The 13201-nt window shown below is 67.7% G+C and carries 12 protein-coding genes; 7 read left to right on the plus strand and 5 right to left on the minus strand.

Features of this window, described 5'->3' with window-relative positions; genetic code table 11:
• The first annotated feature begins 11 nt into the window (after window positions 1-11).
• The 7 genes from AC06DU_RS06540 (at window position 12) to AC06DU_RS06570 (ending at window position 7007) form a co-directional block, all read left to right on the plus strand.
• Window positions 12-1052 (plus strand): NAD(P)/FAD-dependent oxidoreductase, encoded by a 1041-nt coding sequence (locus AC06DU_RS06540; protein ID WP_478204376.1) that lies wholly within the window; start codon window positions 12-14, stop codon window positions 1050-1052.
• A gap of 186 nt (window positions 1053-1238) precedes the next feature.
• On the plus strand, window positions 1239-2816 hold the full coding sequence (locus AC06DU_RS06545) for a cryptochrome/photolyase family protein (protein WP_478203848.1): 1578 nt from the start codon (window positions 1239-1241) through the stop codon (window positions 2814-2816).
• Between the two features lie 139 nt (window positions 2817-2955).
• On the plus strand, window positions 2956-3960 hold the full coding sequence (gene nagZ / locus AC06DU_RS06550; protein WP_046342111.1) for a beta-N-acetylhexosaminidase: 1005 nt from the start codon (window positions 2956-2958) through the stop codon (window positions 3958-3960).
• The gene (locus AC06DU_RS06555; RefSeq protein ID WP_016903731.1) at window positions 3960-4514 is read left to right on the plus strand and encodes a hypoxanthine-guanine phosphoribosyltransferase; all 555 of its coding nucleotides are present in this window, start codon (window positions 3960-3962) and stop codon (window positions 4512-4514) included. The genes nagZ and AC06DU_RS06555 overlap by 1 nt, the downstream gene beginning before the upstream one ends.
• An 86-nt stretch (window positions 4515-4600) precedes the next feature.
• Window positions 4601-5353 (plus strand): S-methyl-5'-thioinosine phosphorylase, encoded by a 753-nt coding sequence (locus tag AC06DU_RS06560; protein ID WP_039809937.1) that lies wholly within the window; start codon window positions 4601-4603, stop codon window positions 5351-5353.
• 87 nt (window positions 5354-5440) lie between these two features.
• Window positions 5441-5647 carry a transcription antiterminator/RNA stability regulator CspE gene (gene cspE, locus AC06DU_RS06565; RefSeq protein ID WP_003488188.1) on the plus strand — a complete coding sequence of 69 codons (207 nt, stop codon included), beginning with the start codon at window positions 5441-5443 and terminating at the stop codon, window positions 5645-5647.
• Window positions 5648-5741: 94 nt separating this feature from the next.
• On the plus strand, window positions 5742-7007 hold the full coding sequence (locus AC06DU_RS06570) for an FAD-dependent oxidoreductase (RefSeq protein ID WP_478203849.1): 1266 nt from the start codon (window positions 5742-5744) through the stop codon (window positions 7005-7007).
• Between the two features lie 32 nt (window positions 7008-7039).
• Here AC06DU_RS06570 and pdeM read toward each other — a convergent pair whose 3' ends face one another.
• From pdeM to AC06DU_RS06595, 5 genes are read right to left on the minus strand one after another with little or no spacing between them, the layout of a single operon-like run.
• Entirely contained in the window at window positions 7040-7684 is a 645-nt protein-coding gene (gene pdeM / locus AC06DU_RS06575; RefSeq protein ID WP_039528406.1) for a ligase-associated DNA damage response endonuclease PdeM, read from the minus strand.
• Window positions 7674-10166 carry a ligase-associated DNA damage response DEXH box helicase gene (locus AC06DU_RS06580; RefSeq protein WP_478203851.1) on the minus strand — a complete coding sequence of 831 codons (2493 nt, stop codon included), beginning with the start codon at window positions 10164-10166 and terminating at the stop codon, window positions 7674-7676. The genes pdeM and AC06DU_RS06580 overlap by 11 nt, the downstream gene beginning before the upstream one ends.
• On the minus strand, window positions 10163-11767 hold the full coding sequence (locus AC06DU_RS06585) for an ATP-dependent DNA ligase (protein ID WP_478203853.1): 1605 nt from the start codon (window positions 11765-11767) through the stop codon (window positions 10163-10165). Before AC06DU_RS06585 ends, AC06DU_RS06580 begins: the two co-directional genes overlap by 4 nt.
• Window positions 11764-11997: a hypothetical protein gene (locus AC06DU_RS06590; RefSeq protein WP_024938018.1), complete on the minus strand. Its 234-nt coding sequence runs from the start codon at window positions 11995-11997 to the stop codon at window positions 11764-11766. Before AC06DU_RS06590 ends, AC06DU_RS06585 begins: the two co-directional genes overlap by 4 nt.
• Complete coding sequence (locus AC06DU_RS06595) at window positions 11994-13004, minus strand: ligase-associated DNA damage response exonuclease (protein ID WP_065031828.1); 1011 nt, start codon at window positions 13002-13004, stop codon at window positions 11994-11996. Before AC06DU_RS06595 ends, AC06DU_RS06590 begins: the two co-directional genes overlap by 4 nt.
• Window positions 13005-13201: the final 197 nt, after the last annotated feature.

A 13201-nucleotide genomic window follows, 5' to 3' on the forward strand; every position in this document is an offset into this window, starting at 1 on the left:
CCGGCGGCGTGTTGCAACGGCCTGCCGCTGACGAGATGACGCGGCCCACTCCATCGAGGACAGTTGCGGTGATCGGCGCCGGGCTGGCCGGGCTTGCCTGCGCGCAACGGCTGCAGGCTTCGGGATTGGCTGTGACGTTGTTCGAGCAGGGCGACCTGCCCGGCGGACGCATGCGCAGCTGTGGCGGCGCTGGCTGGCAGTGCGATCACGGCGCGCAGTATTTCACCGCCCGCGACCCGGCGTTTGCCGCAGTGGTGGATGCATGGATCGCGCGCGGCGTTGCGGCGGTCTGGCCTGCGCGCGTCGCCAGTTGGGATGGCGCCCACCTGCGTGCGTCGCAGGGCGGGTTGACGCGCTTTGTCGGGGTGCCGGACATGGGCGCACCGGCGCGTGCGCTGGCGGCGGCCCTGACTATTCGGTTGGGCGCCTCTGTGCGATCGCTGCAGCGTGATGGCGAGAGCTGGCAGCTGGAGGTGGCAGAAGACGGAACGACACGCAGCTGCTGCTTCGACACCGTATTGCTGGCGGTACCGGCACCGCTTGCAGCTGCATTGCTGGCGGACAGCGCGCCCACGCTGGCGACGACGGCCGCCAACGCACGGATGCAGCCGGCCTGGGCGGTGGTGCTGCGTTTCGACATGCCGGTCGACCCCGGGTACGACGCATTGTTCGTCAACGCCGGCCCGTTGCGCTGGGTGGCACGCAACGCCAGCAAGCCGGGCAGGGATGGTATGGAAACCTGGCTGCTGCATGCCACTGCCGACTGGAGTCGGGCGCATCTGGACGCAACGCCTGAAACGGTGATTGCCAGCGTGTTGCCCGCGTTGGCCGCGCTTGGCCTGCCCCTGCCGCAGTCCTGCGATGCGTATCGCTGGACGGTGGCCAGCACTGAGCCTGCCTTGCAGATCGGCTGTGCCTGGGATGCGCCGCTGAGCATCGGCATCTGCGGCGACTGGTTGGCCGGTGGCAAGGTCGAAGGGGCCTGGCAAAGCGGTGTGGCCTTGGCTGCGCGTGTGTGTGCCAGCGATGCCGCCTGCAGTGGGCAGGAGTGATGCAGTGGCATGCGCGGCGGGAGATATGCGCTGGCGTGTCGATGCAGAGCGCGTCTGCACGCCAGGCCGTTCGCCAACGCAAACGGGCCGCGCAGGCATGACAGACCATGTGCCGCTATGCAGTGCGCGCGCGCGTGCGACATCGATCGTTGCGACGCTTTGTGCGCGTGCACGCGCCCGGCATAGATGAGCAATCCTGACGCGACCGCAGGCGAGCGTCATCCGCAGCCAGCTGCACACACGCTGCGCCTAGTCCTGGGCGATCAGCTCAACCCGCAACACAGCTGGTTCGATGTCACCGATGCGGGCGTGGTCTACGTGCTGATGGAAGTGCGCGAGGAAACCGACTACGTGCTGCACCACGCGCAGAAGATCCTGGCGATCTTCGCGGCGATGCGCGCGTTTGCCGCGCGCCTGCGGCAGGCCGGTCATCGGGTGCGTTACGTGGCCATCGACAACCCCAGCAATCGGCAATCGATTCCCGCCAATCTGGACGCGCTGATCGCGCATTACCGCGCCAGCCAACTGGAGTATCAGGCGCCGGACGAATGGCGGCTGGACGAAGCATTGCAGCAGTGGTGCGCGCGGCAGCCGTTCGCCACGCGCATGGTCGACAGCGAACACTTCCTGACCGAGCGCGATGAGGTGGCCGGGTGTTTTCGTGCTGGCGGCCAATGGCGCATGGAAGTGTTCTATCGAAAGATGCGCCGCCGGCACCGGATCCTGCTCGATGCCGCAGGCGAGCCGGAAGGCGGGCGCTGGAATTTCGATCACGACAACCGTGCGCCATGGCCAGGCGATCCGCCCGCACCGCAGGAGTGGCGCGCCGCTCACGATCACCGCGCGCTGTGGAGTGTCATCGAGGCGGCCGGGGTGCGCAGCTTCGGTGCGCCGAATGCCGATGCGCTGCCGTGGCCGCTGGACCGCGACGAAGCCTTGCAGCACCTGAACGCCTTCATGACGCATGCGTTGCCGCACTTCGGTCGGTACGAAGATGCGATGAGCACGCGCAGCCCGCGGCTGTTCCATTCGCTGCTGTCGTTCGCGCTCAACGTCAAGCTGCTGCATCCGCGCGAGGTGATCGCGCGCGCGGAGGCGGCCCTGCATGACGGGCATGCGCCGCTGGCATCGGTGGAAGGCTTCATCCGCCAGATCCTGGGCTGGCGCGAGTACGTGCGCGGCGTGTATTGGTCGCAGATGCCCGGTTACGCGCTGTCCAATCGGCTCGACCAGCATGCGCCGCTGCCGCACTGGTTCTGGGACGGGCAGATCGGCATGCGTTGCCTGGCCGATGCGATCGGCAATTCGCTGGCCAACGCGCATGCGCACCACATCCAGCGGCTGATGGTGATCGGCAATTTCGCGCTGCTGGCAGGGCTGGACCCGCAGGCCCTGCATCGCTGGTATCTGGGCATCTACATCGATGCGTTCGAGTGGGTGGAGCTGCCCAATACGGTCGGCATGAGCCAGTTCGCCGACGGCGGTCTGCTCGGCAGCAAGCCGTACATCAGCGGCGCGGCCTATATCGACCGCATGAGCGATTACTGCGGTGGCTGCCGCTATCAGCGCAAGGTGCGGGTGGGCCCGCAGGCCTGTCCGTACAACGCGCTGTACTGGGATTTCCTGGCGCGGCAGCGCACGCTGCTGGGCGCCAACGAGCGCCTGGCGCTGCCGTACCGGCAGCTCGACGCCATGGCACCGGAGGTGCTGGAGCAGGTGCAGGCGCAGGCCGCGCATTGGCGGGCAAATCTGGAGGTGCTTTGAGCTGCAGCCGAAGGGCAGCGACCGGGCGGAGACGGCCCGAGACACGGGCCTGCCTGAATGCGCGATCTGACGCTGCAACGCGCATCTGCGACAATGCCGCGCTGCGCCAACGTGGCGCCTGGCCCGGGAGTCCCCCAACATGCTTCTGATCGGCGTTGCCGGTACCGAACTCAGCGCACAGGAACGCGACTGGCTGCAGCACGACGCGGTCGCCGGTGTGGTGCTGTTCAAGCGCAACTTCGCCTCGCGCACGCAGGTGGCCGAGCTGTCCGCGTCCATCCGCGCGGCCGCACCGCGCCCGGTGCTGATCTGCGTGGACCAGGAAGGCGGGCGCGTACAGCGCTTTCGCGACGGCTACAGCGCCCTGGCGCCGCTGCAGAGCTTCGGCGCGCAGTACGTGCAGGACCCCGAGGCCGCGCTCGCCGCCGCGCGCGCGCATGCGCAGCTGATGGCCAGCGAAGTGCGTGCCAGCGGCGTGGACCTGAGCTTCGCGCCGGTGGTGGACCTGGGCCGCGGCAACCGCGCCATCGGCGATCGTGCCTTCAGCGACGATCCGCAGATCGTGGCCAGCTTCACCCGCGCCTATGTGCAGGCGCTGCACGGCGCCGGCATGGCCGCCACGCTCAAGCATTTCCCCGGCCACGGCACCGTGCTGGAAGACACCCACGTCGACCATGCCAGCGACCCGCGCCCGCTGGAGGTCCTGCTGGCCGAAGATCTGCTGCCGTTTATGGCCGGCATCGAGGCCGGTGCCGACGCGGTGATGATGGCGCACGTGGTCTACCCGCAGGTCGCCCCGGAACCGGCCGGCTATTCGCCGCGCTGGATCGAGCAAATCCTGCGCGGGCAACTGGGCTTTCGCGGCGTGGTGTTCTCCGACGACATCGGCATGGCTGCCTCGTTCAGCGCCGGCGGCGTGGCCGGCCGGGTGCATGCGCATCTGGATGCCGGTTGCGACGTGGTGCTGGTCTGCCACCCGGAACTGGTCGACGAATCGCTGCAGGCCGTGCAAGGCCGCAGCCTCAACACCGCAGCATTGATCGGCCTGATCGGCCGCGGCGCGCTGGGCTGGGATGGCCTGCTCGCCGGCTCCGACGCCTCATTCACCACTCCCCTTTCCGCCTCTTTCGGAACAACTGCCTGATGTCCACGCTCACCATTTCCCAGGCCCTGGCCCAAGCCGATCTGCTGGTCGACCGCCCTGCCATCGATGCGGCTGTCGCCAGCATTGCCGACGCGATCGCGCGCGACTATGCCGGCGAGGTGCCGGTGTATCTCACCATCATGCACGGCGCGTTGCCGTTCTCCGGCCAGCTGGCGCTGGAGCTGGGCGCACGCGGCCAGGACCTGCAGTTCGATTACCTGCATGCCACCCGTTACCGCGGCGAAACCACCGGCGGCGAGCTGGTGTGGAAGCACCGTCCGGCCACTGCGCTGTTCGGTCGCCGGGTGATCCTGGTCGACGACATCCTCGACGAGGGCTACACGCTGCAGGGCGTGCGCCAGTGGTGCCTGGAGCAGGGCGCCACCGACGTGCGCGTGGCGGTGTTGACCGTCAAGCGTCACGACCGTTGCGTGCCTGGTGTGGCCGCCGACTACGTCGGCGTGGAAGTGGCAGACCGTTACGTGTTCGGCTTCGGCATGGACGTCAACGAGCAGCTGCGCGGCATTCCCGCCATCTACGCGATGAAGCAGTAACTGCCCCAGTTTGCCCGCGTCGCTGCGGGCAGCCCGGCGCGCAGGGCTGCGCGTCACCATTCTGTCCTTCGTTGCAGAGGTTGCTTGTGTCCTCCACTTCTATCGCATTGGCCGTCATCGGCGGCACCGGCGTCTACAAGCTCGCACAGCTGGATCAGGTGCAGACGCACGACATCGAAACACCGTATGGCGCGCCCTCCGGCCCGATCCGCGTGGGCATGTTGCTGGGCCACCGCGTGGCATTCCTGGCGCGTCATGGCGAAGGCCATTCGCTGCCGCCGCACAAGGTGAATTACCGCGCAAACATCGCTGCGCTGCAGCAAATCGGTGCTGCGCGGGTGCTGGCGCTCAATACCGTCGGCGGCATCACCGAGCAGTTCGGCCCACGCGTGCTGGCGTGCCCGGATCAGCTGATCGATTACACCTGGGGCCGCGTGTCCACCTTCTGCGAGGAGCCGGGCAGCGAGGTGCAGCACGTGGATTTCGGCCATCCGTATTCGCCGATGTTCCGCAGCAAGGTCATCGCCGCCGCCAAGGTGACCGGCGTCACGATGGTCGCCGGCGGATGTTACGGCGCAACCCAGGGACCGCGACTGGAAACGATTGCAGAGATCGCCCGCATGCGTCGCGACGGCTGCGATCTGGTCGGCATGACCGGCATGCCCGAAGCGGCTCTGGCACGCGAAAAAGGCCTGGAATATGCATGTTTGGCGATCGTGGCCAACTGGGCGGCCGGCTGTGGCGACGCGCAGGAAATCACCATGGCGGAGGTGTTGGCCAACGTCGATGCCGCCTCGTCCGGATTGCCGGAGCTGATCGGCGAACTTGCACGCGGGTGATTGTCATCGGGGCATAAGCTTTGCATACTCGGCGCGTACGCATCGCCGTACACCACCCATTAATTATTGCAAAGGTCTCGCATCACCATGCCGAACGGTACCGTCAAGTGGTTCAACGACGCCAAGGGATTTGGCTTCATCTCACCGGAGGACGGCAGCGCCGATGTCTTCGCGCACTTCTCCGCGATCAACTCCAAGGGCTTCCGCAGCCTGCAGGAAGGCCAGCGCGTCAGTTATGACGTGACCCAGGGCCCCAAGGGTGCCCAGGCTTCGAACATCACGCCGGTCGAGTGATGTGACTCGATTGTGCGGTTGAAGAACCCCGCCACGGCGGGGTTTTTTTTGCATCGGCCCATGCGGGGTCGGTGCCGTCCAGGGAGCAAAGGACATGCAGCGAGCATTGCGCATTGCGGTAGTGGGTTATGGAACGGCGGGGCAGGCACTGGCGGTGCTGCTGGGCGCCGACGGCCACCGGCTGGACGTGTTCGAACGTGCCGCCACGCCAGGGCCGGTGGGAGCGGGCTTCCTGCTGCAGCCCAGCGGGTTGCAGGTGCTGTGGAAGATGGGCTTGCTGCCACAGGCGCTCGCGCATGGCGCACCGGTGCGCCGGCTGTATGGCGAAACGCCGTGCGGACGCGCGGTGATGGACATGCAGTACCGCGATCTGGATGCGCGGCTGATGGGCCTGGGGATGCAGCGCGGCGCCTTGTTTACGCTGTTGCGCGAGGCCTGGCCGGAGCACGCGCAGCTGCATGTGGATACCCGGATCACCGCGATCGATCACGACGGCGCGCGCGTGCAGGACCAGCGCGGGCACTGGCATGGCCCCTACGATCTGATCATCGCCGCCGATGGTTCTGCGTCGAGCTTGCGCGCGCAGGCGCAGGGCACGCGGCTGGATCGGGTGTATCCGTGGGGTGCGTTGTGGTGCTTGCTGCCACGCGAGGACTGGCCGTTCGTCGATGAGTTGCGCCAGCGCTATGTCGGCGCGCGCAAGATGATCGGCCTGCTGCCGGTGGGCACGCGCCCGGGCGACGCCACCCCGCGGCTGAGTTTTTTCTGGAGCCTGCCGTGCAGCGATTTTGCCGCGTGGGAACAGCGCGGCATTGCCGCATGGCGGCAGGAGATTGCGCAGATGTGGCCGGATGCACATGCGCGTCTGGAAACCGTGCAAGTGCATGGCGCATTGGCGCGTGCAAGTTATCGCGATGCGGTGGTCACGCGCTGGCATCGCGGTCGCTTCGTGCTGGCCGGCGATGCCGCGCATGCGATGAGTCCGCAGCTGGGGCAGGGCGTCAACATGGCGCTGCTGGATGCGTTGGCGCTGCGCGATGCCTTGCGGGTCGGCGCCGATCTGGATGCGGCCTTGCAGCACTATCAGCGCGAGCGCCAGGCGCATGTGGCGATCTATCACCGCTGGAGCCGTTGGCTGACACCGCTGTTCCAGTCCGAGCGCGATCTCTGGGCGCACGGGCGCGATCTGCTGCTGCGCCCGATGGGACGCGTGCCCGGCGGACGCGGGCATATGTTGCGGGTGCTCAGCGGCACCCAGCACGGCTGGTTCGGCAAGCTGGCACTGGCGCCGGACTTTGTGGACGCGTTGGCGCAACCGGTGCCGCGTGTTGCCGTCGACAAGGCCGAAGCGGCCGCTTAGAAGAAGCGCCGGCCCAGGTAGTGTTGCGCCCGCTAACGCACCGGCAATGCCAGCGCATCGTCTTCCACGCAGGCGACCAGGCGCTCACCTTCGACCAGCGTTGGCACGATGCCCGCGGTGAAATGCGAGAACGCCGGCAGGATGGTGACGCGCTCGCGCAACCAGAACGCCGGCCAGCGGCGCGACATGCCGGGCAGCGCGGCCAGCGGATGCAGGTGCCCGCACAGCACATGCCCGGTTGGATGCGGCAGCGGATCGTGGCGCAGCACGAAGGGGCCATCTTCGACCTGTTCGCCGGCCGCTTCGATATGCAGGTCGGCGCCCGCCAATGCGCGGTCGTGATTGCCGCGGATGGCGATCACGCGCAACGCGCAATGGCGCTCGCGCCATGCGCTCCAGCGGCGATGCCAGGCCGCGCGCGGTACGGGGCCGTGCAGCAGGTCGCCGAGGATCCATAACGCGTCCACCGTGCGCTGTTGCAGCAGCGCATCCAGCCGCTCCAGATCGTGCGCGGTGCCGCCGGCCGGCATGCCGATGCCGGCGCGACGGAACACATCGGCCTTGCCCAGATGCAGGTCGGCGATCAGCAAGGCGCGTTGCGCCGGTCGATACAGCGCGCGTTCGCCCAGCAGTTCCACTGTTTCGCCAGCAAGCTGCAACTGCACGCTATCGCCCATGTTTACGCTCCAGTTGTTCGGCAGCGCGCAACACACGGGCCTTCCAGTCTTCGGTACTCAGTTGGCCGCGCACGCGTTCGGCCCATAGCGGAAACGACAATGGGGTGAGGCTGCGCGGTTTGCACAGGCGCAGTTCGCGCCGCGCGCAATCTTCCAGTGCATGCGCAAGCCGCGCCAGTTCGAGCTGGCCTTCGAACACTTCGCGCTCGGCCTGGGCAAGCAGCAGGTGATCGGGGTCGAAACGTTGCAACACGTCGTAGAGCAATCCGCTGGAGGCCTGCAGCTGACGCAGGCTGCGTGGTGCACGGCCAGGCAGCGATGGCGACAGTAAGCCGGCCACGCGCGCGATCTCGCGGAACTGGCGGCGTGCCAGTTCGCCCAGGTTGAGGCTGTCGCGCAGATCGGCAAACAAACCCTCCGGCGACAGCAGCGCCTGCAGGACGCTCGCATCGAGTTCCACATCCTGCGCCGGTGACAGTACGAATCCGTAATCGTTGGCAGCAAAACTGAAGGTATTGCGCTGACGCCTGCCCCAGCGCGCCGCCAGCAACGCGGCCAGCCCTTCGTTGACCTGGCGACCGGCGAACGGATACACGAACACGTGCCGGCCATCGCGCGCCTTGATGCTTTCCACCACCAAATGGTCCGGGCCGGGCAGCGAGGACAGCGAGGCCTGCAGGCGCAGCAACGGCGCCAGCGCCTGCATTTCCGGCGCGTCGCCGGGATCGGCAAACACCGCTTCGACCTCGCGGCCCAGGGCCGACGACAACGGCATGCGTCCACCCATCCATTTGGGCACCACGCCGCTGCCACCCTTGGCCACGCGCACGTAGGCGGTCATGTCTTCCAGCCGCACCAGCTCCAGCAAACGGCCGGCAAATTGAAAACGATCGCCACGGCGCAGGCGGCCGACGAACTGCTCCTCCACCGCGCCCAGGCGGCCGCCGCGCAGGAACTGCACGCGCACGCTGCCGTCGCTGGTGATCGTGCCGATGGACAGGCGGTGCCGCAGCGCGACGCGCCGGTCGATGACCCGGTACACGCCTTCTTCGTCGCGCACGACCTTGTGGAAATCGGGGTAATGCGCCAGCGCGCTGCCGCCCTGCACGATGAAATCCAGCACCGCCTGCCAGGTGGCGTGATCCAGTGCCGCAAACGCATCGGTGCCGCGCACCTGCTCGAACAAGGCATCGGCCTGAAAACCGCCGCCCAATGCCAGGGTCACACAGTGCTGCGCCAACACGTCCAGCGACAGGCGCGGTGGCGGCCGTGCCTCGATCTGGCCATGCATGATGGCGCGCCGCGCAGCGGCGTATTCCACCAGTTCCAGTGCATGCGAGGGCACGCACACCACATGCCCGGATTCGCCCGGACGGTGGCGCGCGCGGCCGGCACGTTGCAGCAGGCGCGCAATGCCCTTGGGGCTGCCGACCTGCAGCACCTGATCGACAGCCGGGAAGTCCACGCCCAAATCCAGGCTGGACGTGGCGACCACACAACGCAGGCTGCCGTCGCGCAGGCCTTGCTCGGCCGCCGCGCGCAAGGACGGGTCCAGCGAGCCGTGATGCAACGCGAGCGTGGCCAGATCGTCCGGCCACACCGCACTCAAGGCCTGATGCCACAACTCGGCCTGGGCGCGCGTATTGGTGAACACCAGGCTGGTGCGCTGCTGCATGATCTTCTGCAGCACACGCGCCAGCTGCGCCAGACCCAGATGCCCGGCCCACGGAAAGCGCTCGCCGCTGTCGGGCAGCAGCGTCTCCAGGGTCATCGCGCGGGGTTTGACGCCCGACACCAGCGCGGCATCGGGGCGATGCGGCAACAGCACGTCGCGTGCCTGCGCCAGGTTTCCCAACGTTGCCGACAGGCCCCAGATGCGCAGCTGCGGCGCCCAGCCGCGCAGCCGCGCAAGGCACAGCTGCAGCAGCACGCCACGCTTGTTGCCGAGCAGCTCATGCCATTCGTCGACGATCACGCAGCGCAGCGCCGACAGCTGCGGTGCGGTGTCGGGATACGACAACAGCAAGGCCAGCGATTCGGGCGTGGTGACCAGCACATCGAGCTTGCCGCTACGCGCCAGCCGCTTGTCGCGCGCGCTGGCGTCGCCGGTACGCAGGCCCACCTGCCAATCCAGCCCCAGGGCCTCCACCGGCTCGCGCAGCGCGCGTGCGGTATCGGCGGCGAGTGCGCGCAGGGGCGTGATCCACAGCACCTGCAGCGTGCGTTGCTGCTGGCGTCGCGCGGCCGTGGCGGGCTTGCTCGCCGGCTTGCGTCCACGCGTGGACAAGGCCTCCAGCAACGGCCCACCGAAGGCTGCCAGCGTCTTGCCGCTGCCGGTGGGCGTATGCAGCAAGCCGGACTCGCCCGCGAGATAGCGCTTCCACACATCGCGTTGAAACGGCAACGGCGCCCAACCGCGCTGCGCGAACCAGGCACGCCATTGCTGCAAGGGCGTGCCGCGCGTCTGCGCCGCAACACTCACCGTGCCAGCGCCTGCAGGCTGCTCAGGTGATCGGCCTCGTTCATCGGCTTGTCCTGTCGCCAGCGCAGGATGCGCGGGAAGCGCACCGCAATGCCGGACTTGTGCCGCGCGCTGCGGTTGACCGCTTCGAACCCCAGTTCGAAGACATGGTGCGCGGTGACCGCACGCACCGGGCCGAAGCGTTCGGTGGTGTTGGCGCGGATCCAGCGATCCAGCTGCAGGATCTCCTTGTCGTCCAGCCCCGAGTAGGCCTTGGCGATCGGCACCAGTTGGCCCTCGTGCCACAGCCCGAAGGTGTAGTCGGTATACAGCGTGCTGCGGCGGCCATGGCCGGCCTGCGCGTACAGCAGCACCGCATCGATGGTGAGCGGGTCGATCTTCCATTTCCACCAGTCGCCGCGCCGGCGGCCGGACTGGTAGCTGGAGCTGGCGCGCTTGAGCATCAGCCCTTCCACGCCGCGCTCGCGCGCATCCCGCCGCAACTGCGCGGCTGCCTGCCAGTCGCCGGCCTGCACCAGCGGCGAGGCGACGATGCGCGGGTCGGCGAGCGTGCTCAGCACGCCTTCCAGCAATGCGCGACGCTCCTGCAAGGGGCGCTCGCGCAAATCCTCGCCATCGAGTTCGAGCAAGTCGTAAGCGACCACGCGCGCCGGCGCCGCCGCCAATGTCTTCGGCCCGGGCTTGAGCCGCTGGATGCGCGTCTGCAAGGCGGTGAACGGCATCGGCAAGGACTGCTCCGGTTGCCAGGCCAGCAGCTCGCCATCGATGACTGTGCCGTCGGGCAACTGCAGCGCGGCCTGTTCGATCTCCGGGAAACGGCCATCCAGGCGTTCCTCGCCACGCGACCACAACGCCGCTTCGCCAGCGCGCCGGATCAGCTGCAGGCGAATGCCGTCCCATTTCCATTCCAGCAACCAGTCATCGACCGCGCCCAGCGTTTCGACCTCGGCTTCGAGTGGCGAGGCGAGAAAGAACGGGTAGGGCTGCTGGCGATCGCCGGGCAGTTCCTCGGCGGTCAGCAGGTTGGCCAGATAGCCCGGATGCGGCCGCCAGCTGCCGAGCATGCGCTGTGCAATGCGCGCGATCTCTATCCCGGACATCTCCGCCAGCGCCTGCTGCACCAGTCGCTGCGACACCCCCACGCGCAGGGCGCCGGTGAGCAGCTTGTTGAACACCAGGCGCTCATCGAAAGCCAGGCTGCGCCACGCCTGCACGATGCAGGCCTTGCGCACCTCCACATCCTGGTTGGCGATCGGCAGCAACCGCTGTTCGATCCACTCGGCCAACGGCAGATCGGCCGCCTCGGTGATCGGGTCGTCCAGCAACAAGGCCAGGGTCTCGGCCAGATCGCCGACATGGTCGTAGCTGTCGGCCACCAGCCAGTCGGCGATGCCGGCGGTGTCGGTGATCCATTCGCGCAGTTCGCCGCTGCTGGCGATGCGCATGCGCGTGCTGGCCACCTTGCCACCGGCCAGCAGATACAGCGCCCACGCCGCATCGAACGGTGGCGCACTGCGGAAATACGCGACCAAGGCTGCACGCTTGTCGAGCGTGCCGGTGCTGCGATCCAGGGTGCGGTACAACGCGGCAAATCGCTTCACGCCGGGCCCTGCAGCTTGGTGCGGTTGTCGGCAGCACGCAGTTCCAGCGCGCGCCGCGTAAATGCGCCCAGGCAGCGCGGGCGCCGGTAAGGTCGTGGCGGCCCGATCACTGCCGCCGGCAGTGTGCGGTGCACGCGAAACGCCAATGCGTGGCGACGGAATGCGAGTGCGCCGGTCAAGCGGATCCGTGGGCGCGCGCGCGCATAACGACGTGCAGGCAAAGGGTTCATTCCTCGGCTCCGAAATCGGTACGGAAGGCTTCGGCAGCGACGCCGCGTTCTAGCAGGTGCTGGATCAAAGCATCGGTGTTGCCGTGGGTGGCGATCACCCGCCGTGCGCCGGTGTCTTCGATGGTGCGCAGCAGGTCCGGCCAGTCGGCATGATCGGACACCACAAAACCGCGGTCGTAATTGCGTCGACGGCGATTGCCGCGAATGCGCATCCAGCCCGATGCGAAACCCTGTTGCGCATGCCGGAAGCGACGGATCCAGGCGCTGCCGGCCGCCGATGGCGGCGCCAGAACCAGTTGCCCGGCGTAGTCGGCGCCACGCGCATGTTCGCTGACCGGTTGGGTGTCCAGCATCGGGATGCCGGCCTGGCGATACACCTCCACGCCCACCGCGATCGCGCCATGCAGCAAGGCCGGTTGCGTATCCCAGGCGCGCAATTCCGCCAATACGCGTTGCGCCTTGCCCAAGGCATAGCAATACAGAATGGCGGCCTCGCCGCGCTCTGCACATTCGTGGCGCCAGGCGACGATGTCGGCCGCGACATCGGCGGTATCCGGCCAGCGATACACCGGCAGCCCGAAGGTCGCCTCGGTGATGAAGGTGTCGCAGGGCACCACTTCGAACGGTTTGCAGGTGGGATCGTGCTGGCGCTTGTAATCGCCCGATGCAACCCAGACCTCGCCATCCACCTCGATGCGCACCTGCGCCGAGCCGAGCACATGCCCGGCCGGATGCAACGACACCCGCGCGCGTCCCAGCTCGAAGGCTTCACCGTCGGCATGCGTGTGATAGACCTGCTCGCCCAGGCGCCACTGCAGGATCGGCAAGCTTTCGTGCGTGCAGTGGTATTCGCCCATGCCGCTGCGTGCGTGGTCGCCATGCCCATGCGTGATCACCGCACGTGGCACCGGCCGCCAGGGATCGATATGGAAGTCGCCCTGCGGGCAATACAGGCCTTCGGGGCCAAGCACCACCAGATCGCCAAGTTGTCCGTTGCCGTTGCGCATGCGGCAACTCTGGCCAAGCCGGTGTGCAGATCCTGAGAATGGGAATGGCACGCATCGACGCACCACTGCGCCAAGGCCTGCAGATCGCAATCGCTAGTCGAGCCAGTGCGCGATCAAGGCAAGGCCATCGAATCGATCAAGCGCCTGGCGTGGCATGAGCTGTCCGTCAATGCAGCACGCCCGCCGCCAGTTCGCAC

The organism is Xanthomonas sp. NCPPB 3200 (genome assembly GCF_056393585.1).

Excerpts from the sequence above, each read along its gene's own strand:
- AC06DU_RS06545 (WP_478203848.1), top strand. The coding sequence starts at position 1,239 with ATGAGCAATCCTGACGCGACCGCAGGCGAGCGTCATCCGCAGCCAGCT.
- AC06DU_RS06595 (WP_065031828.1), bottom strand. The coding sequence starts at position 13,004 with ATGCGCAACGGCAACGGACAACTTGGCGATCTGGTGGTGCTTGGCCCC.
- pdeM (WP_039528406.1), bottom strand. The coding sequence starts at position 7,684 with ATGGGCGATAGCGTGCAGTTGCAGCTTGCTGGCGAAACAGTGGAACTG.
- cspE (WP_003488188.1), top strand. The coding sequence starts at position 5,441 with ATGCCGAACGGTACCGTCAAGTGGTTCAACGACGCCAAGGGATTTGGC.
- AC06DU_RS06555 (WP_016903731.1), top strand. The coding sequence starts at position 3,960 with ATGTCCACGCTCACCATTTCCCAGGCCCTGGCCCAAGCCGATCTGCTG.
- AC06DU_RS06590 (WP_024938018.1), bottom strand. The coding sequence starts at position 11,997 with ATGAACCCTTTGCCTGCACGTCGTTATGCGCGCGCGCGCCCACGGATC.
- nagZ (WP_046342111.1), top strand. The coding sequence starts at position 2,956 with ATGCTTCTGATCGGCGTTGCCGGTACCGAACTCAGCGCACAGGAACGC.
- AC06DU_RS06570 (WP_478203849.1), top strand. The coding sequence starts at position 5,742 with ATGCAGCGAGCATTGCGCATTGCGGTAGTGGGTTATGGAACGGCGGGG.